The sequence below is a fragment of the Natronosalvus caseinilyticus genome, from assembly GCF_017357105.1.
Taxonomy (GTDB): domain Archaea; phylum Halobacteriota; class Halobacteria; order Halobacteriales; family Natrialbaceae; genus Natronosalvus; species Natronosalvus caseinilyticus.
Map to the genome: position 1 here is coordinate 2,931,864 of NZ_CP071596.1, position 22,338 is coordinate 2,954,201.

General features: G+C 64.4%; 19 protein-coding genes. 14 read left to right on the forward strand and 5 right to left on the reverse strand.

All coding sequences use genetic code 11. The features are described 5' to 3' along the window. Positions 1 to 8: 8 nt before the first annotated feature. From J1N60_RS14040 to J1N60_RS14060, 5 genes are read left to right on the forward strand one after another with little or no spacing between them, the layout of a single operon-like run. The gene (locus J1N60_RS14040) at positions 9 to 1,646 is read left to right on the forward strand and encodes an ABC transporter substrate-binding protein (RefSeq protein ID WP_312908382.1); all 1,638 of its coding nucleotides are present in this window, start codon (positions 9 to 11) and stop codon (positions 1,644 to 1,646) included. A gap of 58 nt (positions 1,647 to 1,704) precedes the next feature. Next, positions 1,705 to 2,664 carry an ABC transporter permease gene (locus J1N60_RS14045; protein ID WP_312908384.1) on the forward strand — a complete coding sequence of 320 codons (960 nt, stop codon included), beginning with the start codon at positions 1,705 to 1,707 and terminating at the stop codon, positions 2,662 to 2,664. Continuing rightward, positions 2,664 to 3,545, forward strand: a complete 882-nt coding sequence (locus J1N60_RS14050; protein ID WP_312908386.1) for an ABC transporter permease — start codon at positions 2,664 to 2,666, stop codon at positions 3,543 to 3,545. The genes J1N60_RS14045 and J1N60_RS14050 overlap by 1 nt, the downstream gene beginning before the upstream one ends. Further along, the gene (locus J1N60_RS14055; protein ID WP_312908388.1) at positions 3,542 to 5,740 is read left to right on the forward strand and encodes a dipeptide ABC transporter ATP-binding protein; all 2,199 of its coding nucleotides are present in this window, start codon (positions 3,542 to 3,544) and stop codon (positions 5,738 to 5,740) included. Before J1N60_RS14050 ends, J1N60_RS14055 begins: the two co-directional genes overlap by 4 nt. Next, positions 5,737 to 6,408, forward strand: coding sequence for a DUF1028 domain-containing protein (locus tag J1N60_RS14060; protein WP_312908390.1), 672 nt, complete (start codon positions 5,737 to 5,739; stop codon positions 6,406 to 6,408). The genes J1N60_RS14055 and J1N60_RS14060 overlap by 4 nt, the downstream gene beginning before the upstream one ends. A gap of 335 nt (positions 6,409 to 6,743) precedes the next feature. Here the strand turns inward: J1N60_RS14060 and J1N60_RS14065 are convergent, their stop codons facing one another. Next, positions 6,744 to 7,655, reverse strand: coding sequence for a DUF726 domain-containing protein (locus J1N60_RS14065; RefSeq protein ID WP_312908391.1), 912 nt, complete (start codon positions 7,653 to 7,655; stop codon positions 6,744 to 6,746). Positions 7,656 to 8,085: 430 nt separating this feature from the next. Between J1N60_RS14065 and J1N60_RS14070 the strand changes: the two genes are divergently transcribed. The 4 genes from J1N60_RS14070 (at position 8,086) to J1N60_RS14085 (ending at position 13,139) form a co-directional block, all read left to right on the forward strand. Further along, positions 8,086 to 9,435, forward strand: a complete 1,350-nt coding sequence (locus J1N60_RS14070) for an RNase J family beta-CASP ribonuclease (RefSeq protein ID WP_312908392.1) — start codon at positions 8,086 to 8,088, stop codon at positions 9,433 to 9,435. Between the two features lies 1 nt (position 9,436). Next, the gene (idsA3, locus tag J1N60_RS14075) at positions 9,437 to 10,486 is read left to right on the forward strand and encodes a geranylfarnesyl diphosphate synthase (protein ID WP_312908393.1); all 1,050 of its coding nucleotides are present in this window, start codon (positions 9,437 to 9,439) and stop codon (positions 10,484 to 10,486) included. A gap of 132 nt (positions 10,487 to 10,618) precedes the next feature. Then, the gene (locus tag J1N60_RS14080) at positions 10,619 to 11,281 is read left to right on the forward strand and encodes a DUF8159 domain-containing protein (protein WP_312908394.1); all 663 of its coding nucleotides are present in this window, start codon (positions 10,619 to 10,621) and stop codon (positions 11,279 to 11,281) included. 133 nt (positions 11,282 to 11,414) lie between these two features. Beyond that, a complete protein-coding gene (locus J1N60_RS14085; RefSeq protein ID WP_312908395.1) occupies positions 11,415 to 13,139 on the forward strand; it encodes a glutamate--tRNA ligase in 1,725 nt (574 codons plus the stop codon). Positions 13,140 to 13,208: 69 nt separating this feature from the next. Here the strand turns inward: J1N60_RS14085 and J1N60_RS14090 are convergent, their stop codons facing one another. Continuing rightward, entirely contained in the window at positions 13,209 to 13,376 is a 168-nt protein-coding gene (locus J1N60_RS14090; RefSeq protein ID WP_312908396.1) for a DUF8014 family protein, read from the reverse strand. Between the two features lie 69 nt (positions 13,377 to 13,445). Further along, positions 13,446 to 13,931, reverse strand: a complete 486-nt coding sequence (locus J1N60_RS14095) for a DUF456 domain-containing protein (RefSeq protein WP_312908398.1) — start codon at positions 13,929 to 13,931, stop codon at positions 13,446 to 13,448. A 131-nt stretch (positions 13,932 to 14,062) separates the two neighbouring features. Here J1N60_RS14095 and J1N60_RS14100 point away from each other — a divergent pair, with 131 nt between their 5' ends. From J1N60_RS14100 to J1N60_RS14110, 3 genes are all read left to right on the forward strand, one after another. Beyond that, positions 14,063 to 14,305 carry a CDGSH iron-sulfur domain-containing protein gene (locus J1N60_RS14100; RefSeq protein ID WP_312908400.1) on the forward strand — a complete coding sequence of 81 codons (243 nt, stop codon included), beginning with the start codon at positions 14,063 to 14,065 and terminating at the stop codon, positions 14,303 to 14,305. Positions 14,306 to 14,492: 187 nt separating this feature from the next. Beyond that, on the forward strand, positions 14,493 to 16,847 hold the full coding sequence (locus J1N60_RS14105) for a PAS domain S-box protein (RefSeq protein ID WP_312908402.1): 2,355 nt from the start codon (positions 14,493 to 14,495) through the stop codon (positions 16,845 to 16,847). Between the two features lie 112 nt (positions 16,848 to 16,959). Further along, on the forward strand, positions 16,960 to 17,709 hold the full coding sequence (locus J1N60_RS14110; RefSeq protein ID WP_312908404.1) for an SDR family NAD(P)-dependent oxidoreductase: 750 nt from the start codon (positions 16,960 to 16,962) through the stop codon (positions 17,707 to 17,709). 90 nt (positions 17,710 to 17,799) lie between these two features. Here J1N60_RS14110 and J1N60_RS14115 read toward each other — a convergent pair whose 3' ends face one another. Next, complete coding sequence (locus tag J1N60_RS14115) at positions 17,800 to 18,924, reverse strand: M24 family metallopeptidase (protein ID WP_312908405.1); 1,125 nt, start codon at positions 18,922 to 18,924, stop codon at positions 17,800 to 17,802. A gap of 154 nt (positions 18,925 to 19,078) precedes the next feature. On the opposite strand from J1N60_RS14115, the gene J1N60_RS14120 reads away from it, so the two are divergent. Continuing rightward, complete coding sequence (locus J1N60_RS14120) at positions 19,079 to 19,963, forward strand: COX15/CtaA family protein (RefSeq protein WP_312908407.1); 885 nt, start codon at positions 19,079 to 19,081, stop codon at positions 19,961 to 19,963. A gap of 218 nt (positions 19,964 to 20,181) precedes the next feature. On the opposite strand, the gene J1N60_RS14125 is transcribed toward J1N60_RS14120, so the two are convergent. Continuing rightward, positions 20,182 to 20,949 carry a bile acid:sodium symporter family protein gene (locus J1N60_RS14125; protein ID WP_425499296.1) on the reverse strand — a complete coding sequence of 256 codons (768 nt, stop codon included), beginning with the start codon at positions 20,947 to 20,949 and terminating at the stop codon, positions 20,182 to 20,184. 352 nt (positions 20,950 to 21,301) lie between these two features. Between J1N60_RS14125 and J1N60_RS14130 the strand changes: the two genes are divergently transcribed. Beyond that, complete coding sequence (locus tag J1N60_RS14130; protein ID WP_312908411.1) at positions 21,302 to 22,324, forward strand: LLM class flavin-dependent oxidoreductase; 1,023 nt, start codon at positions 21,302 to 21,304, stop codon at positions 22,322 to 22,324. Positions 22,325 to 22,338: the final 14 nt, after the last annotated feature.

Consider the following 22,338-nt stretch of genomic DNA (forward strand, 5'->3'; position numbering starts at 1 on the left):
AGGCAGGCATGGCAAGTCATAACAGTAGCCCGGAGACTGCCGATTCGTCGACGGGTCCGAGCCGTCGGCTCTTCGTGAAGGCGGCCGCCGCCGGGGTGCCGATCGCGTTCGCCGGGTGTCTCGGCGGCGGTGGCAATGGGAATGGAAACGGAAATGGCCTCGGCAACGGGAACGGCAACCAGACCGGACCCGACGCCGAGGAAGACGATCCGGTCGAGGGCGGGGAGCTTCTCTGGGGTGGCAGCGTTCCCGTCCAGAGCCTCGATCCGCACTTCGAGAGCGCAGCGGCGAGCGCACGCGTCCTCGAGAACATCACGCAGGGGCTGGTGCGAGTGAACTGGGACTACGAACTCGAGCCGCTGCTGGCCGAGAACTGGGAGAGTTCGGACGACAACCTCGAGTTGACGTTCGACATCCGCCAGGGGGTCCAGTTCCACGACGGCACCGAACTGACCGCCAACGACGTGCTCGCCTCTTTCACCCGAATCGAGGAGAACGAGGGACTGGCCGCGGATTACATGGCGCTGGTCGACTCGATGGAGGCGCCGGATGACCACACGTTCGTCATGCAACTCAGCGAACCGTTCGCGCCGATGCTCTCGCGGATGGCGACCTCGCACATGCACGTCCTTACCGCCGAGCAGGCCGAACAGGACTCGATTAGCGAACCAATCGGGACCGGCCCGTTTCAGTTCGAGAGCATGGAACTCGACTCCGAGTTCGTGATGACGACGTTCGACGACTACTGGGACGACGAACTCCCCTACCTCGACAGGGTCACCAAGTCCGAGATTTCGGACGACGACAACCGCCTCAATACGTTCGAAGCCGGCGAGGTCGACTTCATCAACGACGTCCCGCCGCGACACGCCGAATCCCTCGAGAGCGACTCGAGCGTCGACTTCATCAGCCGGTTCCCGAAGTCGCTCGTCTACCTGGGCGTCAACTGCACGGAGGAGCCGTTCGACAGCCAGGACGCTCGACTGGCCCTCGAGTACGCCATCGACAAGAACGAAGTCATGGAGGCGGCGCTGTACGGCCAGGGGCAGGTCGCGACCAGTCCCGCCGCGCCGGGAAGTGAGTGGGAGCACCCGGACCTGGAGCCGCGGCCGCAGGACTACGAACTCGCCCAGGAGCACCTCGACGCCGCCGGGTACTCGGACGGGTTCGAGGCGACGTTCCAGATTCCGGAGCAGTACAACGACCAGGTGACTGCCGCGCAGGTCATCGAATCCCAGGCGGCCGAGGTCGGGATCGACCTCAACATTCAGCTCATCACCTGGAGCAACTGGCTCAGCGACGTCTACACCGACCGGAACTTCCAGGCGACGACGAGTTCGTACCTGGCGTTGTGGTTCCCGGACGCCGGCTTCCACCGACCGCTCCACTCCGAGGGGGCGTTCTTCTTCACCGGCTGGGAGGACGAGGAGTACGACGGCCTCATCGACGAGGCGCGGCAACTCTACGAAATCGAGGAACGTGCGCCGCTGTACCACGAGGCCGCGGAGATCCTGCAAGAACGCCGGTCGGGCCACATCCTGCTGTACTGGATGCCGACACTGATGGCCCGTCAACCCAATTACAAGGGCGAGGTCATGTCGCCCGACGGCTCGACCTTCAGATTCGAAAACACCTGGATGGAGTAATCCGTGACTTCACGTGCGCACCACGACCAATCCCACGCGACACAGATCACTCGCATAGATGGCGTTCGTTAGCTACCTGGCCAAGCGCCTCGGGTTCATGGCGATCACGCTGTTCCTCGTATCGCTCATCACCTTCGGGCTCACGAACATCCTGCCCGGGAACGTGGCGCTGTTGATCCTCGGTCCGAACGCAAACGATGCGTCGATCGCCCAGCTCGAGGCGCAGCTGGGGCTCGATCAGCCGCTGTATTTGCAGTACGTCGACTGGGTCGTCGGCATGCTCCAGGGAGACATGGGCACGTCCCTCCGGTACGGGACGCCGGTCGTCGACCTGATCGGCGTCAGACTGCCGCGGTCGTTACTCCTCGCCGTCTCCGCGACGATCGTGTCGGTGAGTCTGTCGATCCCGCTCGGCGTCATCGCCGCGGTCAAGAAGAACACGCCGACTGACCTGACGGCGTCGATGCTCGCGTTCGTCGGCCTCTCGCTTCCCATCTTCCTGTGGGGACTGGTGTTCATCTACGTGTTCGCGCTCACCCTCGGCGGCTTCCCGACCCGCGGGTACGTCTCGCCGATGGAGGATCCCGTAGCGGCAGCCCACCACCTCGCACTGCCCGCGAGCGCGATGGGCGTCGCACTGACGGCCTACATCATGCGCATGACGCGCTCGAGCATGATCGACGAACTGAGCGAGGACTACGTCGAATTCGCCCGGTCGAAAGGGCTCAGCGAGCGGGCGGTCGTGATTCGCCACGCGCTGAAAAATGCCGCAATTCCCGTCATCACGGTCATCGCGTTCCAGTTCAGTTACGCCTTCGGGGGCGTCGTCGTCCTCGAGCAGGTGTTCTCCTGGCCGGGCATCGGTCAGTTGACGCTGACGGCCATCGAGAACCGCGACATTCCCCTCTTGCAGGGGTGTATCATCGTGATTGCACTGATCTACATGGTCTCGAACTTCCTCGCGGACACGTTCTACGCGTACGTCGATCCACGAATCCGCTACGGAGGCTCGGAGTAATGTCGACCGAACGTTTCCGGCTGACGGACGAAAAGAAGGCCCACTACGGCCGATTCGCCCGCCAGTTCCGCCGGAACCAGAAGGCGATAATCGGGTTGCTCATCGTCGTCGCGCTCTTCACGACGGCCATACTCGCGCCGTTCGTCGTTCCCCACGACCCCGAGGCGACGAACGTCCAGGACCGAGAGCTCGCGCCGTCGCTCGAGCACCCGATGGGGACCGACGACCTCGGCCGCGACATCTTCAGTCGCGTAATGATGGGGGCCCGGATCTCGTTATACGTCGGGTTCACCTCGATCAGCGCGGCGATGGTCATGGGGACGACCATCGGCGTCGTCGCCGGCTACTACCAGGGGCTGATCGACGAGGGACTCATGCGCGGCATGGACGCGATGATGTCGTTCCCGCCGATCCTGCTGGCGCTGACCATCGTCGCCGTCCTCGAGCCGAGTCTCAACAACGTGATCCTCGCGCTCACGTTCGTGTACACGCCGTTCATCGCCAGGGTCGCCCGCAGCGCGGCGCTGTCGGTGCGCAACGAATCGTTCGTCGAAGCCGCCGTCGCCCGCGGGGAGAGCGACGGTTACATCATCTTCCGGGAGGTGCTGCCCAACTGCGTCGGCCCGCTGCTCGTCCAGGGATCAATCAACGTCGCGTTCACCATGTTGCTCGAGGCGAGCCTCTCGTTCCTCGGGCTGGGCGTCCAGCCGCCGACCCCCTCGTGGGGCCTGATGATCAACCAGGGCTGGTCGTTCATGGGCGACGCGCCGTGGCTCGTGTTCTTCCCGGCGGGAGCGATCGCCGTCGCCGTCATCGGGTTCAACCTGCTGGGTGACGGCCTCCGCGACGTCCTCGATCCCAAGGGGGAGATCATCGAATGACCTCTAGACACACTATCGACAGCACTGACGGCTCTGGCGGCACCGACGATACAGTGACGGCAACTGGCGACGCCATCGCCAGCGACCCGCTCCTCGCCGTCGAGGACCTCCGCACGCAGTTCCGGACCGAGGACGGGGTCGTTACCGCAGTCGACGACGTCTCGTTCGACCTAGAGCGCGGGGAGGTGATGGGTATCGTCGGCGAGTCGGGGGCGGGAAAGAGCGTGACGGCGAAGTCGATCATGCGCCTGATCCGCTACCCGGGCGAAATCGTCTCCGGGTCGGTCACCTTCGACGGGACCGACCTCCTCACGCTCACCGAGAAGGAGATGCGGAGCGTCCGCGGGAACAGGATCACGCTGATCCCGCAGGATCCGATGACCTCGCTCAATCCCGTGCTCACCGTGGGCCAGCAGATCGTCGAGACGATCCGGCTCCACCAGGACGTCGGCGAGAGCGAGGCGCGCGAAATCGCCATCGAGGCGATGGAGGAAGTCGAGATTCCGGACCCGGCGTCGCGCATCGACGAGTACCCCCACGAGTTCTCCGGGGGGATGCGCCAGCGGGTGCTGATCGCCATCGGGCTGGCCTGCGAGCCGGACCTGATCATCGCCGACGAGCCGACGACGGCGCTCGACGTGACGACCCAGGCGAAGATCCTGGACCTGCTGAACGACCTCCGCGAGGAGCGCGGCGTCTCGATCCTGATGATTACCCACAACCTGGGCGTCGTCGCCCAGACCTGTGACCGCGTCGGCGTCATGTACGCCGGCAACCTCGTCGAGACGGGCCGCGTCGACGACGTCTTCGAGCAGCCGAGACACCCTTACACGCGCACGCTGATCGACGCGATTCCGGCGGTCGACTCGGACCGGAACCGCCTCTACGCGCTCGGTGGATCGATGCCCGACCTCAAGGCCTTGCCCGATGGCTGTAACTTCGCCGACCGGTGTCCACACGCCGTCGAGGCGTGCCGTTCCGGCCGTGACCCACCTCTCGAGCCGGTCGTTGGTGCCCCGCCGGGCGCCCAGGCGGCGTGCATTCGAACCGACGAACTCGACCTCTCGGAGCCCGCCGTCGAGGAGGGTGTCGAACGTCGACACCGCGAGACGCGCTCGGACGCGGAGCCGTTACTCGAGGTTCGCGACCTGCAGAAGCACTTCTCGGCGGGGGACGGATTCTTCGGGAATCTCTCGCTGGCCCGAACCGAGAGCGGCGGGCTGACGCTCGAGCGCCGGTACGTCGAGGCGGTCGACGGTGTGAGCTTCACGATCGACCGCTGCGAGACGGTCGGTCTGGTCGGCGAGAGCGGCTGTGGCAAGTCGACGGTCGCCAGGACCGTGATGCAGCTGCTCGAGCCCACCGGCGGCGAGGTCTACTTCGACGGTCACCCGTTGCACGAACTCGGGAAGAAGGAGATTCGGAGCCTCCGCAAGGAGATGCAGATCATCTTCCAGGACCCCAAGAGTTCGCTCAATCCGCGCAAGACGGTCGCCCAGATCATCGGCAGAGGGATGGCGAAACACGGCATCGCGACGGGGGACGACAAGCGCGCACGGATCGAGGAGCTGCTCGAGCGCGTCGGTCTCTCTGGGTCCGACGCCGACAAGTATCCCCACCAGTTCTCCGGCGGCCAGCAACAGCGGATCGCCATCGCGAACGCGCTCGCGGTCGAACCCGACCTCATCGTCTGTGACGAGCCCGTCTCCGCGCTGGACGTGAGCGTCCAGGCACAGATCCTCAACCTGCTCGACGACATCCAGGACGAGTTCGGCCTCTCGTACCTGTTCATCTCCCACAACATCAGCGTCGTCCAGCACCTCTGTGACCGCGTGGCGGTGATGTACCTCGGCAAAATCGCCGAGTTCGGCACCGTCGAGGAGGTGTTCGAGCCGCCGTATCACCCCTACACGGAGAGCCTGCTGTCGGCGGTCCCGCACGCGAATCCGAACCGGGAGACCGAGCGTATCCTGCTCGAGGGGACGGTCCCGAGCCCGATCGATCCGCCGACCGGCTGTCCGTTCCACACGCGCTGTCCGAAGAAGATCGGTGAGGTGTGCGAGACGGACGAGCCGCTTCCCGAGCCGGTCACCGCGGAGAGCGATCACCGGATCGCCTGTCACCTGTCGCTCGAGGAGATGAGCCACCCCGTGCACGGTCGGTCGCCCGCACCGTCGGAGACGGACCGATCGTGACGTTCTCCATCTGCGCGACGGTCGACGGTCGCCATGGCGTCGTGGTCGCGACGAAGGCCATCGCCGTCGGGTCGACCGCACCGTTCGTCTGCCGGCGAGGAGCCGTCTGCACGCAGGCGACGACCAGCACGCCCCTGGGTGTACGAGCGATTCGTGCACTCGAGGCAGGAACGCCCGTCGAATACGCCGTCGAATCGCAGCTCGCGGACGACCCACACGCCACCGTCCGGCAGGTTCACGGTGTCGACGCTGGTGGCGACACGGTCGCGGTGACCGGTTCAGAGTGCGTCCCCGTCGCCGGTGACCTCGAGGGGGAGGGGTACACCGTCGCGGGAAACATGCTGGGATCGGCCGACGTACTGGCAACCGTGGCCGACGCGTTCGAAGCCTCGAGCGGGAGTCCACTGGACCGGCGACTTCTGGACGCCCTTCGGGCGGGCGAGGACGCCGGGGGCGACAAGCGCGGCGAACACGCCCAGAGCGCTGCCCTGTGCGTATTCGACCCCGACGAACCCCGTCTCGCTCACGACCTCCGGGTCGACGAGCACGACGACGCGATCGCGGAACTCGAGCGGATTCACGACCTCGCGACGACCGCGGGAAACGAGTGGGAAGAAGCGTATTCTCGAGCAGACGTACAACGATATCCCGAACGCATATCTCAGTAGACAACTATACTCTAATAATATATATTAGTTGTGAGCTGTGTTCGAACTGAGGAAGCCAGATTATGGGTAGGCCCCCGTATTTCACCAATATAGGCGACTTCAATCTTTTCGCCCCGTCCCATAGCCTATTTCTAAATAGTCACCTATTGTTGTCGTTTATGGGCATTAGAGCGCCGTATTGGGCAATATTCGAGTTTTGATGGGTTTTGAGAGAAACCTCTAAAAAATGAGGTACTTTAGACTATAGATAATTAAAATTGTACGACTAGCAGCTAGGCGATTCACCGCCCAGCGGCGCTCAGACAGCCGGAGAAAACGAAGCGAAGCGGACGGGTTCAGAACGTCGCGACGACCTCGTGGATGCACCCGTCGGGCTTGTAGTGGGTGAAGTGATCCGGAACGTAGTCGACGTTGTGGTCGGTGTAGTTCCACGGCGGTGTGCCATCGATCGTCGTCGCACCGATCGCGGTCCCCATCTCGGCAGTGCCGTAGGCCCAGTCGAGTACGGCGTCGTCGTTCATCCAGAAGTTGTCGAGGCGGCCAGTCGAATTCGCGATCGCGGAGCCGTAACTCCCCTCGAGCGACGGTGCGTCGTCGTCGGCGGCGCCACCCAGGAGGGTCACGCTCTCGAGGAGGTCGTGGTACCCCCACGACGAGAGCGTCGCGACCGCGCTGAGGACGACTCGCGCACCGAGCGAGTGCGAGCACAGGCGGAGCGTCACGTCGGGATTCTGGGCACGATAGTCGACCAGGAAATTCGCGAGTTTGGCTCCGTTTCGTTCGGCGATTTCGGTCGCGTTGTACCAGCCGTAGTCGGCGTCCCAGGTGTAGCCGACGACCGGCTGGTCGTACCCCTCGAGGTCGAACGTGTTCGCGGCGGTGCTGGTCGAGCAGACGCCGCCCTCGCGGTCGTTGTTCCAGCCGTGGGCGTGGATCAGGAGTTCCCCGAACGCCGGTTGGCCGACTCCAGGGATCGGATCACCCGCGAGGTCGTAGTTCGTGTCGGTGTTTCCGTCGGTGATGTAGACGCTCCCGTACCAGGTCGTGTCGAAGTGACCTCGAGTGCTCACGCGCGGGAAGTCCATCGGCGGGTACTCGCAGGAGTCGCCTTTCCCTGCCTGGACGGACGATGTCGCCGCGCCGAGCGTGCCGATACCGACGGCGGAGATGCCGAGACCGCGGAGGAGGGTTCGTCGCGAAACGGGTCGACCGGTCGTGCCATCGTCACTCGTGTGTCGTGGTGGCATAGGTCGCGATTCAACACACCTAAATATTAATGTTATTGTGAGTATTCCCGTAGAATAAATCCGAGACAACGTGCGAGACGTTTATTCTATCCACTCGTCTGAATGAGTGTATTTCGGATACGGCCAAAGATATCCGTAGCCCTCTACTCGAGCGACAGCCGTTGTGTTCATCGACAGTCAGTGGTGTACCCGCACCGATCGGTCGTCGAACCCACGGACTTTATACTACCTGGGTGTGTAGACGGGGGTAGCGAAACCCGCGGGCAAGTGCGTTCGCGCGACGTGGACACGGCCTCGCCGTGTTCGACGTCCGGAATCGATCCCGAACGCATAGCGGGACCCCGACCGACGCGACACCGTGGCGGTCTTTCGTACCCGGCAGTCCGCGGACCGTTTCGATGAGCGCTGAACGCGCTCAGTGTATACAACCATGGAAATCGAAATTGCAACCATCGGCGGTTACGAGGAGGTCGGACGGCAGATGACTGCCGTTCGCGCAGGAAACGATGTCGTCATCTTCGACATGGGTCTGAACCTCTCACAGGTTCTCATCCACGACAACGTCGAGACCGAACGCATGCACAGCCTCGACCTGATCGACATGGGCGCCATCCCCGACGATCGGATCATGAGCGACCTCGAGGGCGACGTCCAGGCGATCGTCCCGACCCACGGCCACCTCGACCACATCGGCGCGATCTCGAAACTCGCCCACCGCTACGACGCCCCCGTCGTCGCGACCCCGTTCACCATCGAACTGACCAAACAGCAAATCGAGAGCGAACAGAAGTTCGGCGTCGAGAACGACCTGATCAAGATGGATCCCGGCGAGTCGATGACCATCGGCGACCACGGGTGTGAACTCGAGTTCGTCAACGTCACCCACTCGATCATCGACGCGATCAACCCGGTCTTACACACGCCCGAGGGCGCCATCGTCTACGGCCTGGACAAGCGTATGGACCACACGCCCGTCATCGGCGACCCCATCGACATGAAGCGCTTCCGTGAGATTGGTCGCGAGGGCGAAGGCGTCCTCTGTTACATCGAGGACTGCACCAACGCCAACAAGAAGGGGCGCACCCCCTCCGAGAACGTCGCCCGCGAACACCTTCGCGACGTCCTCCACAGCATGGAAGACTACGACGGCGGCATCGTCGCCACCACGTTCTCGAGCCACATCGCCCGTGTCAAGAGCCTCGTCGAGTTCGCCGACGACATCGGCCGACAGCCCGTCCTGCTCGGGCGCTCGATGGAGAAGTACTCCGGCACCGCCGAGCGACTCGACTTCATCGACTTCCCGAGCGACCTCGGGATGTTCGGCCACCGGAAGTCCGTCGACCGGACGTTCAAGCGGATTATGAACGAGGGAAAAGAGAACTTCCTGCCCGTCGTGACGGGCCACCAGGGCGAACCCCGCGCGATGCTCACGCGTATGGCCCGCGGCGAGACGCCGTACGAACTGGACGACGGCGACAAGGTCGTCTTCTCCGCCCGCGTCATCCCCGAACCGACCAACGAGGGGCAACGCTACCAGGCCGAGAAATTGCTCGGCATGCAGGGTGCGCGCATCTACGACGACATCCACGTCTCGGGCCACCTCTGTCAGGAGGGCCACTACCAGATGCTCGATGCGCTCCAGCCCCAGCACGTCATCCCCGCCCACCAGGACGTCAAGGGCTTCTCGGGATACGTCGGACTCGCCGGAAACGAGGGCTACAAACTGGGCCGGGACATCCACATCACCGCGAACGGCAACCTGATCCAACTTGTCGACTGACATGACATCACCCGAGGCACGCGAGAAAGCGGTGCTCGAGGCCGTCGGCGAGCGACGCGAACTCGTCAACGAGGCCATCCCCGAAGAGCTACCGATCACGCGACCGGAACGGCTCTACGAGGCGTCCCGGTACCTGCTCGACGCCGGCGGTAAGCGGCTTCGGCCGACGGTCCTACTGGCCACCGGGGAAGCACTCGCCGACGTCGAGCCGCTGTCGACGCCCTACCGGGAGTTCCCGACGCTCCAGTCGACGACCGTCGACCTCATGGCCGCCGCAGTCAGCGTCGAGGTTATTCAGTCCTTCACGCTCATCCACGACGACATCATGGACGACGACGACCTCCGACGCGGCGTGCCCGCCGTCCACAAGGCCTACGACCTCGAGACAGCGATTCTCGCTGGCGACACGCTGTACTCGAAAGCCTTCGAGATCATGCTCGAGACGGGCGCCGAATCCGACCGAACGGTGCAGGCGCTCGACGTTCTCGCGAACACCTGTACCCAGATCTGTGAGGGGCAGTCACTCGACGTGAGCTTCGAATCGCGCGAGGACGTCACGCCCGAGGAGTACCTCGAGATGGTCGAGCAGAAGACTGCCGTCCTTTACGCGGCCTCGGCGGCCCTCCCGGCAATCTTGCTGGGAGCCGATCAGGACACCGTCGACGCGCTCTACGGCTACGGACTCGACGTCGGACGCGCCTTCCAGATTCAAGACGACGTGCTCGACCTGACCGTTCCCAGTGAAAAGCTCGGCAAGCAGCGCGGAAGCGACCTCGTCGAGAACAAGCAGACGCTCATCACGGTCCACGCCCGCGAGCAGGGCGTCGACGTCGAGTCGCTGGTCGACACCACCGACGTCGACGCCGTCACCGAGGCCGAGATCGACGACGCTGTCGCCACGCTCGAGGACTCCGGGTCGATCTCCTACGCGAACGACAAGGCGCGCGACCTCGTCGACCGCGGGAAGAACCGCCTCGAGGTGCTCCCCGACAACGAGGCTCGCGAACTGCTCCTCCAGGTGGCCGATTACCTGATTGAACGCGGTTACTGAGGCAGCGATTGGGCCGTTCGTCGGCGATTTTTCGCTGCTCGAGTTGATCGACGACTCACCGCTCGAGTTGATCGACGACTCACCGCTCGAAATGGAACGGAGGTTTTTGCCCGTGTTGTCGCTACGAAGAGTATGGACAACTCGAACGGTTCGCTCTCTCGCCGCCGCCTGCTGGGCGGTATCGGGGCGGCGGGGCTGACTGGCCTCGCCGGCTGTCTCGGCTCGTTTCTCGGCAGCTCCGGCCGGAACTTCCGACCGACCGAACCATCCGATCCACCGCAGGGCACGCCGGAGGAATTCTACTACGTCCTCGAGAACGGCATCCAGGGTTACGACATCACCGTCGAAGCGCTCTACGAGAACGACGGCGACCTCATCCTCGAGTATCAGTCGACTGTCGGCGACGACCTCGAGCGGGGTTCGAACTCGTCGGACGGCGAATCTGCTACCGAGTCGGACAGCGACTCCGCCGACGAGTCTACCAACGAGTCAGATGACTCGCCGGCGACCGGCGTCGACCACGACCTCTACCAGGCCACCCTCGACGAGATGGGCGTCATCGTCCAGGCGTACAACCAGACGGTCGTCGCGAACGGCGACAGCGACTATAGCATGCTCGTCGGCGACATCGTCAACCCGCTCGAGGGGCAGGCCTACGGCTGGGGCGTCAAGAACGAGTGGCTCGAGGCCCACAACGAGGGCGAGATGCAGCAGATGGCACTGTGGATGAACATTCAGCAGATGATCGTCTACGAGGAGGACGTCGCCGAGGCGTCGAACGTCTCCGAGGACTAATCAGAGCGTTCGAGGGCCGGTCGGAACGCTCGAGGACCGGTCGGAACGCTCGAGGACTGACCGGCGCGTTCGAGCACGGACTCGGGCGCACACCGCGGCTGTTTTGAACGCGCGGGCGAAACTGTTCGTCAACATGGACGAGGAGTTACGAGGCCGCGTCGAGCGCGAGGCCGAGAAACACGCACTGCTGAACGCGGTCAAACACGGGAGCGAGGCCAACGTCGGCGCCGTCATGGGGCCGCTGATGGGCGACAACCCCGACTTCCGAGAGCACGCCGACGACGTCCCCGGCGTCGTCGGTGGCGTCGTGTCTCGAGTCAACGGCTTCGACCCCGACGAGCGCCGCGCCAGACTCGAGGAACTGGCACCCGAGGAGCTGGCCGAACTCGAGGCCGAGGACGAAGAGGACGACACGGTCCTCCCGGACCTCCCGAACGCCGACGAGTACGACGAGATCCGGATGCGCTGCGCGCCGAATCCCAACGGCCCCTGGCACATCGGTCACGCGCGGATGCCCGCCGTCATCGGGACCTACAAGGAGCGCTACGACGGCTGGTTCTGCGTTCGATTCGACGACACCGACCCCGAGACGAAGCGGCCGAACCTCGAGGCCTACGACTGGATTCTCGAGGACATCGAGTATCTGGGGTTCGAGCCCGACGCGATCTACCGCGCGAGCGACCGGGTCGAGAGCTACTACGATCACGCTCGAGAGCTCATCGAGATGGGCGGGGCCTACACCTGCTCGTGTCCGGGCGACGAGTTTAGCGACCTGAAAAACGCCGGCGAGCCGTGTCCCCACCGCGACAAGGACCCGGAGACGGTCCTCGCGGAGTTCGAGGACATGGTCGCGGGCAAGTACGGAAGCGGCGAGATGGTTCTGCGAGTCAAGACGGACATCGAGCACAAGAACCCCGCCCTCCGCGACTGGGTCGCCTTCCGGATGGTCGACACGCCCCACCCACGCGAGCGGGCTGCCGACTATCGCTGCTGGCCGATGCTCGACTTCCAGTCCGGCGTCGACGATCACCGCATTGGCATTACCCACATCATCCGGGGTATCGACCTGCAGGACTCCGCGAAACGCCAGCGGTTCCTCTACGACTACTTCGACTGGACGTACCCGGAGGTCGTCCACTGGGGCCACGTGCAGGTCGACGCCTACGACGTGAAGATGAGCACCTCCCGCATCGGGGAGTTGATCGAGGCCGGCCACCTCGACGGCTGGGACGACCCGCGGGCGCCGACCATCCAGAGCCTCCGGCGCCGCGGGATCCGCGGCGAAGCGATCACCGACGCCATGATCCAGCTCGGCACCTCGACGAGCGACGTCGACCTCGCGATGAGTTCCATCTACGCCGAAAACCGAAACCTGATCGACGAGGAGACCGACCGGCGGTTCTTCGTTCGCGAAGGCGCCGAAGTCGGGCTGGCCGGGAGTCCGCCCGACGAGGCGAACCCACCACTCCACCCGAACCACGAGGACCGCGGCGTGCGCCACATCCCCGTCGGTGACGCCGTCGTCCTCGAGCAAGACGACGTTCCCCAGCGAAAGGAGCGCATCTGGCTGAAGGGGCTCGGCTGTTTCCAGTACACCCGGGACGTCCTCCAGTACACGGGCGACTCCATCGACGTCGTTCGCGAGGGTGACGTCGACGTGATCCACTGGGCGCCGGCGGCCGAGAGCGTCCCGCTCACGTTGCGAACGATGGACGGCGACGTCGAGGGGCGAGCCGAACCCGAGGTCGGGGACCTTTCTCCCGACGACGTCGTCCAGTTCGAGCGCGTGGGCTTCGCCCGGATCGACGAGGTCGACGAAGGCAGCGACGAGGTCGTCGCCTACTACGCGCACCCGTAATCGGCGTCTCGAGCAGCCGCTTTCAGTCGAAGCTCGACGTCTCGAGCAGCCGCTTTCAGTCGAAACACCTCACTCATCGAGCAGGTCCGCCCCGCTGTCCGGAAACGGGTCGGCGACGACGCCGTCCTGACGACCCAGGACGCGGGCGTGGGGCGCGCACACGACGCGGTTTTCGGCCCACGGGATGTGTAACTCTACAGCGGCGTCCCGGTCGCAGCCGTCCTCGCTACAGCGCATTATGCCGACTCTGGGCGATCCAGTGACACAATCGTTTCGGTGGTCAGCGATCCTGCACGTTCGGGGCGATCAGAAGACGAACACGGCGAGGATGAACCCGACGAGAATCGCACTCGTCAACAGGACCTGGACCGCCGTCGACGCGAGCGTTCCAGCGGTGGCGTAGCCGGCCGCCCGAAGGCTGTCTTCGAGGTCGCGGTTCCCGACGAACTCGAGGGCGAACACGGTGCCGAAGAGGCCGACCAGGAAGCCGAGCGGCCCGGTCACGATCATCAGTGCGATGCCGACGGCAGCAGCGAGCGCGGTCGTTTGCCACGAGGCGCCGCCGGCGCGGGCAGCGATCGACCCGGCGAAGAACTCCGCGAACAGCGTTGCCAGGGCGAGGGCGGTCAACGCGACGAACGCGACGACGCCAGGTTCGCTGTACCCGCTGTGCCACCAGTAGAGAAAGAGTCCGGCCAGCGAGAGACCACCGCCGGGAACGAGCGGGACGACAGTGCCGGCGATACCGCCGATCAGAAGGACGACCGCGAGCACGGTGAGGGCGTCGACCATGGCACGATTGTCGATCGGTAGGGAGAAAGGCGTGCTGCCTGCCGTGTTCCGATTTTCCCGATTTCGCGGCTCGAGCAATCGATCCGAACGACGTGGCCACCGTTTAGTACCGCGGAGCAGTCGCTCTCGACATGGCACGACTCGTCCGTCACGACGCGACCGGCCCGCGAAAACTCGAGGAAGACGACATCGATTCCGAGAAAGGGAACGTCGCGATCTGTCAGTGCGGTCTCGCGGAGACGTACCCGTTCTGTGACGGCACCCATCGAACGACGCGAGACGAACGAGCGGACGAACTCTACGTGTACGAGACGGACGAGGACGACGATAGATCGCGGCGTGTCGTCGAGGACGTCGTTTGTAGTGACGAGTGACGGTGGCCGGGTATCGTCGAGGAGATGGGTTCGGCCGGGTATCGTCGAGGAGAAGGGCCCACGACCGGCCGACGGTACACTCGCCAATCAGCGAGAGCGTCGACTGCTCGTTCGGCTCGGTCCAGTATTATAAGCCAGTCGTACCGAACGAAAGGATTTACAGACGGACGCGAATAGTTCAATGGCAATGGATTCGAGTTCGGGTACAGATAGCGAACTCCGCACGAGGGTCCACCAGCAGGAAGTCGTCGCCGAATTCGGCCAGCGGGCGCTCGAGACCGACGACCTCGACGAGTTGCTACACGACGCCGCAGTCGCCGTCGCGGAGACGCTCGACGTCGAGTACTGTAAGGTGCTCGAACTGCTCCCCGGTGGTGACGAGGTCCTTCTTCGGCAGGGGGTCGGCTGGCAAGACGGACTCGTCGGAACGGCGACGGCGCCCACCGATCTGGACTCGCAGGCGGGCTATACGCTCCTCTCTGAGGAGCCCGTCGTCGTCGACGACCTGCGGACCGAAGACCGCTTCTCCGGGCCCGACCTGCTGGTCGACCACGACGTCGTCAGCGGAATTAGCGTCATCATCGGCTCGCTCGAGGACCCGTGGGGCGTCCTGGGTACGCACACGACGGACCGCCGGGCATTCACCGAGTACGACGTGAATTTCGTCCAGAGCATCGCGAACGTGCTCGCCGCCGCCATCGAAACCAGGCGGGCGAAACGATCCCTCGAGGCTGAAAAGGAGGTCAAAGAACAGATCGTCGAGACCAGCCCCGTCGGGATCGTGGTATTCGACGCGAAAGGCGACCTGCAGTTCGCGAACGAACACGCCGAGGACATCCTCGGACGAGACCGCAAAGAGATCCAGTCGGTCGCGTACGACGACCCGCGCTGGCGGCTGACCGACGCCGACGGAACTCCTCTCTCCGGAGACGAAACGCCGTTCATGCGGGTAATCGAAACCGGTGAGCCGATCTTCGACATGGAGGTTGGGCTGCGCCGTCCCGACGGCGAACGCATCTGGGTGACGGTGAACGGCGCCCCGCTGGACGTGGATGGCGACGGCAGCGACGCGACCGGTGCCGTTCTCGCGCTTACCGACGTCACCGACCAGAAGCGCCTCGAGAGCGAATTCGAGGAGATGCTCGAACGAGTTACCGACGCGTTCTACGCCGTCGACGACGAATTCCGGTTCACACACGTCAACGAGCGCGCCGCGGAACTACTCCAGCGACCGAGAGCGGAGTTACTCGGCGAGAACCTCTGGGAAATGTACCCCGAAGCGGCGGCGGTGGACGAGGTCTGGGACGCGTTTCACACGGCGCTGAACGACCAGGTACCGACCAGCTTCGACCTGTACTTCGACCCACTCGACTTCTGGGTGGAGGCGAGCCTCTACCCCTCCGAAACGGGCGTCTCCGTCTACTTTCGCGACATCACCGAGAGTAAACAGCACGAACTGGAACTCGAGCGGTACCGGGCGCTGACGGAGGCGGCCAACGATGTCATCGTGACGATCGACGCCGAGAGCACGATCCGCTCGGTGAACCCCGCCGTCGAGGACGTCTTCGGCTACGAACCCGACGAACTGGTCGGTGAGTCGCTTACGACGCTCATGCGCGACGACCTCGCGGTTCGTCATCGGGCGGGGCTGCAGCGGTATCTCGAGACCGACGAGCGGACCCTCGACTGGGACTACGTCGAACTCGACGGTCAGCACGCCGACGGTTCGGTGGTGTCATTGTCGATCACGTTCAGCGAAATCGTCTACGAGAACGACCGCTACTTCACCGGCGTCATCCGGGACATCACGAACCGGAAAAAACGGGAACGACAACTCGAGCGAGCGAACGAGCGGCTAACACGGTCGAACAAACGCCTCGAGCAGTTCGCCCACGCGGCCAGCCACGACCTGCAAGAGCCCCTGCGGATGGTCTCGAGTTACCTCCAGTTGATCGAACAGCGCTACGAAGACGACCTGGACGCCAACGGGATGGACTACCTCGAGTTCGCCGTCGATGGGGCCGACCGGATGCGGGCGATGATCGAGGGGCTGCTCGAGTACTCCCGTATCGAGACGGAAGGAAAGCCACTCGAGCCGACCGATCTCGACGCCGTCTTCGAGGACGTACTCGACGACCTCGAGGTACAGATCGAACGGAGCGACGCCACCATCACGTCCGATTCGCTTCCCCAGGTCCGAGGAGACCGTACGCAACTCCGCCAGCTGTTCCAGAACCTCCTGGACAACGCGATGACCTACAGCGGCGACGAACCGCCACAGATACGCGTCGCAGCCGAACGAGACGGGGAGGAGTGGGTCGTGTCCGTGTGCGACGAGGGGATCGGACTGGACCCGTCACACGGCAGTCGAGTCTTCGAGGTCTTCCAGCGGCTCCACAGCCGCGAGGAGTACTCGGGGTCCGGTATCGGCCTGGCGCTCTGTAAGCGCATCGTCGAGCGTCACGGCGGCGACATCTGGGTCGATGCCGAACCCGGAGAAGGGGCGACGTTCTCGGTTACACTCCCGGCCCCTGAGACGTGAGCGCCTTCTGCCGTACGCTGCGAGACGTCGGTACGGCCGATGGATGCACCGATTGTTGGTCAGTGACTGCTCGAGTCAACACGACTATACCCTCGACGCCGAATGCACGTCCATGTCCACGACTCGAGGCGCAATCGTCGTCGGCGCCTCATCCGGTATCGGAGAAGCACTTGCCCGCGAACTCGCCGCGGAAGGGTACGAACTCGGACTCGCGGCGAGGCGAACCGAACGGCTGTCGTCGATCGGCGAATCCCTGCCGACGAGTGCCTACGTCGCAACGATGGACGTCACCGACGTCGAGGACGCCAGGGCCGGCTTCGACGAGTTGATCGAGGCCATGCCCCCGGTCGACCTCGTCGTCCTCAGTGCCGGCGTCGGCGGCCCCAACCGTGGCCTCGAGTGGGACCACGAACGGGAGACGATCGACGTCAACGTCCGCGGCTTCACCGCGCTGGCGTCGGCGGCGATGGATCACTTCGAGAATCGCCAGGCGTTCGAGAGCGAGCGCGACGGCCACCTCGTCGGCATCTCGTCGGTGGCCTCCCGGTTCGGAAACCCCAGTTCGCCCGCCTACAACGCTTCGAAGGCGTTCGTCTCGACGTACCTCGAGGGACTCCGATATCGGCAATCGAAGCGGGCGGCCGACGTGACGATCACGACCGTCGAACCCGGGTACGTCGACACCGACCTCATGCTCGCGGAGGACCCGTTCTGGGTCAGTTCGCCGGAGACCGCGGCCGCACAAATCGCTCGAGCGATTCGCCGAGAGCGTTCACACGTCTACGTCACCCAGCGCTGGCGGCTGGTCGCGTGGCTGTTCGAGGCGTTGCCCGAGCCGGTAGTTCGGCGAATAATGACCTGAACCTGCGTCGAAGCGCGAGGCTACTTGCTCGAGAGCAACGTCGGTAACAGGTCACTCGAGACCGAAAACGAAATCAGAACCGGTCGCAACTCACTCGAGACCGAGCACCGCGGGCCGCTCGAGTTCGAGGTCGTACTCGCCGACCGCCTCGACCTCGATGGTCGGCCAGTCGTCGTCGGTACTGGTTCCAGTTCCGGCATCGGTCAGCGTTTCGAAGCCGTCGTCCGAGACCAGGACGGTGTCCTCGCTCTTGGCACCCTGGACGGTCGGATTCCAGGCGAAGGCCATCGGCGCAATCACAGGCGCCTCGTGACCTAGGGTCGCGATCCACTCGCGTCCGGCGAAGCCGGCGGCACCACCCTGGTGGTGGCGTTCCCACTCGCCGGCGTGGCCGAGGGCGTCGTAGGCCGCCTGAATCTCGGCGAAGACGTCACCGGCGGTGCCGCCCGCTGCGGCAGCGTCCTGGGTTGCGGCCAGGGCGGTCGTCTCGACGCGGGCGGCGTGACGGTGGCGTTCCTCGAGCCATTCCGGCGGGTCGAAGGCGACGGCGCGGGTGCAACTGGCGTGCAGGCCGTGGCGCTGGGTGGTCACCGAGACGAGGGCGTAGTCGCCGAACTCGACGGATTTGGGAGTGTAGTGGCGGTACTTTTGTGCGCGTTCGGACCCGCCCACGAGGACGACGGGTGCTTCGATATTGCGGGCGGCGAGCGAGACGGTGAGCGCCGCGGTGACCTCGTCTTCCGTATCGCCGGGCTGGAGCTCCCGGCAGACGGCCTCGACCGCCGCCGCCGTCTCCCGGCCGAGGTCGCGGTAGCGCTCGCGGTCGGTCGCCGTCAGGGGCTGGCGAACCGTCGCGGGGTCAAGGCGCTCGAGGCCGGGGACGTCGACGTCTACGGCCGCAGGTTCCTCGACGCGGTCGGCGAGAGCCTCCACGAGCGAGCGTTCGTACCAGGGGAACGCTTCGCGGGTCACCGATACACCTGTGGCCTCGAGGTCGGGCAGTTCCTCCTCGTAGAGACGGTCGATCTCGATGGTGTTCGCGAGAAGCGTCACCTCGTCGCCGTCGTAGCCGAGGGCCCCGACGCCGACGTCACCCTCGCGGTCGACGACCGAGCTGCCGCCGCTCAACCACGCGAACGAGTTCGGGTGGGCGAACCAGACCGACGCCAGGTCCTTCGCCTCGAGGGTGGCGTCCAGTCGTTCGAGTTTTTCCATGCCGGTGGGTCGGGTGGCGGGTTCTTGAATCCGACGAAGGGCGCGTCTCGATGTCGCTGGCGCTTCGTGTCGACGGTGTTCAGCCCGGTTCCCACGCGGTGGGACGAACGCGGACGATTCAAATACGGGCGCACCTAACCCCCGCTGAAAGACCGTGTCGTACGATACTCACACGTCCGATTCCTCGCGATTACCGATCGACATCGGTCGACGGGGATTCTCCGCTCTGCTCACCGTGACGGTCGCGCTCGTGGCGGGAACGATCGTTCTCGGCGTCGCCACGCGAACGACCGGTTCCGGACTGGCCTGTGACGCCAACTGGCCGGTCTGTGACGGCGGCTTCCTGAACCTGCTCCCGCAGGGACGGCCGAGTTTCTGGGAGTGGTTCCACCGCCTCGTTGCGATGTTCGCCGGGTTCACCATCGTTGCCTCCGCGCTCGTCGGGTACTTCGACGAGGCCGTCGATCGACGGATCACGGGTCTCGTCGTCGCCGGCGCCCTGTTGACGCCGATCCAGGTGTTGCTCGGTCGAGAAACCGTCCTCACCTACGAGTACGAGATTCTCAATCTCCACTTCTGGACGGCCATCGTAATCTTCGTCTGCTTCGTCCTCGCGCTCGTCATCGCCCTGCACCGCCGGCTTACGGGCCGGCACCTCGTCGCCGCGCTCGTCGTCGCGGCCCTCACGGTCCCGGCCCAGGTAATCCTGAGCCCGCTGTTCATTTCGCAGAACACGCCCACGACCCTGACGATCCAGATGGTGTTGCTCCTGACGCTCGTCGGCGCCGTCGTGCTGGCGACGGTCGTCGGCCGCGCCGTTCTCGAGGGACGGCTCCCTCGCGTGGCGATCGGTTCCGGCGTCGTGCTGACCGCGGTGACGCTGTTCCTCAGCCGCGAGTCCGTGATGACCGTCTCGCCGGCGCTCGACCTGCTTTACGTGCTCGCCGCGGGCGCCTTGATCGTGACGCTCCTCGCCGGAGCCTGGGCGAGTCGAGCGGACCTGCGGGGCGAACGGTCCGGTGCGCCGCACTCGAGTTGATTCGCAGGCATCGTCGGAATCCCTGGGGCGTGATAGCGTGTCGGTCGTGTCCGATTTGAACCCTCGAGGAGGGCATGATCGATCTCGTCGAAACCGTCGATAGCGGTAACCTCGTTTGATTTCTGCCAGATCCAACGGACTGACTGCTCGGTAATCCGGCGAACGTAGTAGGGTGTGCGTCCCGAATCAGAATGAAACGCGGATTTCGTACTGTTCCATCACCTCGTTCGTCGTCCCCACATCCCGGCGAGTAGTCCCGAAAGAACGACGCCAACGAACGAAAACGCAAGGACGACCATCAGAACGTCCGGATCGGAAAAGCTGGTCGTCGCGATAAAGAGTGCAATCGCAGCGTTTCGAGCGGTGGTCGTCGTCGCCAGCACTTCTCGTGTGTTCCGTCCCGGTCCGCCGAGTACGTACCCGAGAAATAACGACACACAGATGACGACGACCGAAATGAACAGCGTTCCCGTTCCGATGAGCGTGATCATCTCGTCGCTATAGACGACCAAGAGGAGTACGATCAAGAAGAGAAACGAGACGTCGGACAGCCGTTGGACAGGAGGATGCAGCCAGTTCGTCACGGAGGGGTACCGGGAATCGAGCCCGATTCCCGCTAGCAACGGGAGAAGTTGAATGCCACAGATCATCCATCCGATTCCAAGCGGATCTACGGTGACGTCCCCGGGCAGAAACAGTGCCAGACTTACCGGTATCGTCACGACCGAGATGATCCCGAGAACGGCCATCAGACCGCTTGCAAACTCGATATCGCTCTTCGATATTTCCGCAAACTTTGGCCCAAAAGGGGCCCCAGGCGCCACAGCTATCAAGACGATCCCTGCCGCATATCCCGGCTCCACGGGAACCGGACGGACGAATAGATAGGCAAGCACTGGGACTGCCACGAGATTGAGTAGCAATGCTTTCGCCATCAACCGTCGCTTGTTGAGGGCGATCAGCAACTGCTCGAGTGATAGTTCCATCCCGATAGAGAACATCGTCGCGAGGACGAAAATCGTCGTAGCGACCTCGACGACCGTCTCAACTGAAACCGCTACCATGGAGTGCTCACAGTCTGCTCGGGAGGTTCGAAGTGCTACAATATGGGTCCCCTGTTTCGTATCCGGCGAACGAACTGGAACTGCAGTGATCGATAGAATCCCCGAACTGGATTGCCACGCTCGCACAATCGGACGAATCTCGGATCCGCTCGCCTCGTGTTCGACTCGAGTCGCAAAAATCGGCATTCGCTGAGGTTTCAACGAGCCATGCTTCCATATTGGCCGGATTTCCGCCTCGAGAACCCTTTTCCACCGCGCTCGCTAGCCTCGAGACATGGACCTCTCCATCGTCGACCTCTCACCCGTTCGCGAGGGGGAGACGGCAACCGACGCCTACGAGAACACGGTCTCGCTCGCGACACTGGCCGAACGAGTGGGCTACGAGCGGTTCTGGGTCGCCGAGCACCACGGGATGGCCGATTCCATCGCAGGAACGACCCCCGAGGTGCTGATCGGCCACCTCGCTGCCCGAACCGAGGAGATCAGGCTCGGGTCCGGAACGGTCCTGCTCAACCACTACAGCCCGTTCAAGGTCGCCGAGGCGTTCGGCGTCCTCGATTCGCTCGCCCCCGGGCGGATCGACCTCGGCCTCGGTCGGGCAACCGGAATCCCGGCCGCCGACAGCGCGCTCCAGACCTCGCGGGTGAGCGAGAATCCCGACCGCGATCACGCCGAGAAGATCGAAGCCGTCGCGAACCACCTCTACGACGGGTTCGGGGACGACCACGCCTACGCCGACCTCACACTAGCGCGCTCCGGCGCCGGTCCGCCCGACCTCTGGGTGCTCGGCTCGAGTCCCTCGAGTGCGAAGATTGCCGGCAAACTCGGCCTCCGCTACTGCTTCGCGGCGTTCATCAGGCCGACGCTCGCCGAGCGAGCGTTCGATGTCTACCGGGACACGTTCGACCCCTCCTCGATCGGCGCCGGTCCCGACGACCCCCACGGAATGCTGGCGGTCAACGCCGCGTGCGCCGAGACCGATCGGGAGGCGGCCCGCCTTCGAGCGACCGCGGAAGCCTCCTACAAGCGGATGCAACGCGGCGTCGTCGGCTCCATGCCGTCGGTCGAGACGGCGATTTCGGAGCTCGGTGGCGTGCCCGACCCGACGCCACGAGAACTCGAGGACGGACAGTGGCCGCGAGCGCTCTCCGGCGACCCGGACACGCTGGCGGGACTCCTCGAGCAACTGACCGACCGCGTCGGCGTCTCCGAGGTGATGGTCCAGAACCTCGTCGCCGACCACGAGGACGTGCTGCAGTCCCACGAACTCCTGGCCGAGGGCGTCGGCCTCGAGTGAGTCGCCACCAGCAA

Bases quoted from the DNA above. Each gene is read 5' to 3' on its own strand.
- J1N60_RS14040 (WP_312908382.1), top strand. From the start codon at position 9: ATGGCAAGTCATAACAGTAGCCCGGAGACTGCCGATTCGTCGACGGGT.
- J1N60_RS14045 (WP_312908384.1), top strand. From the start codon at position 1,705: ATGGCGTTCGTTAGCTACCTGGCCAAGCGCCTCGGGTTCATGGCGATC.
- J1N60_RS14050 (WP_312908386.1), top strand. From the start codon at position 2,664: ATGTCGACCGAACGTTTCCGGCTGACGGACGAAAAGAAGGCCCACTAC.
- J1N60_RS14055 (WP_312908388.1), top strand. From the start codon at position 3,542: ATGACCTCTAGACACACTATCGACAGCACTGACGGCTCTGGCGGCACC.
- J1N60_RS14065 (WP_312908391.1), bottom strand. From the start codon at position 7,655: ATGCCACCACGACACACGAGTGACGATGGCACGACCGGTCGACCCGTT.
- J1N60_RS14070 (WP_312908392.1), top strand. From the start codon at position 8,086: ATGGAAATCGAAATTGCAACCATCGGCGGTTACGAGGAGGTCGGACGG.
- idsA3 (WP_312908393.1), top strand. From the start codon at position 9,437: ATGACATCACCCGAGGCACGCGAGAAAGCGGTGCTCGAGGCCGTCGGC.
- J1N60_RS14080 (WP_312908394.1), top strand. From the start codon at position 10,619: ATGGACAACTCGAACGGTTCGCTCTCTCGCCGCCGCCTGCTGGGCGGT.
- J1N60_RS14085 (WP_312908395.1), top strand. From the start codon at position 11,415: ATGGACGAGGAGTTACGAGGCCGCGTCGAGCGCGAGGCCGAGAAACAC.
- J1N60_RS14090 (WP_312908396.1), bottom strand. From the start codon at position 13,376: ATGCGCTGTAGCGAGGACGGCTGCGACCGGGACGCCGCTGTAGAGTTA.
- J1N60_RS14095 (WP_312908398.1), bottom strand. From the start codon at position 13,931: ATGGTCGACGCCCTCACCGTGCTCGCGGTCGTCCTTCTGATCGGCGGT.
- J1N60_RS14100 (WP_312908400.1), top strand. From the start codon at position 14,063: ATGGCACGACTCGTCCGTCACGACGCGACCGGCCCGCGAAAACTCGAG.
- J1N60_RS14105 (WP_312908402.1), top strand. From the start codon at position 14,493: ATGGATTCGAGTTCGGGTACAGATAGCGAACTCCGCACGAGGGTCCAC.
- J1N60_RS14110 (WP_312908404.1), top strand. From the start codon at position 16,960: ATGTCCACGACTCGAGGCGCAATCGTCGTCGGCGCCTCATCCGGTATC.
- J1N60_RS14115 (WP_312908405.1), bottom strand. From the start codon at position 18,924: ATGGAAAAACTCGAACGACTGGACGCCACCCTCGAGGCGAAGGACCTG.
- J1N60_RS14125 (WP_425499296.1), bottom strand. From the start codon at position 20,949: ATGGAACTATCACTCGAGCAGTTGCTGATCGCCCTCAACAAGCGACGG.
- J1N60_RS14130 (WP_312908411.1), top strand. From the start codon at position 21,302: ATGGACCTCTCCATCGTCGACCTCTCACCCGTTCGCGAGGGGGAGACG.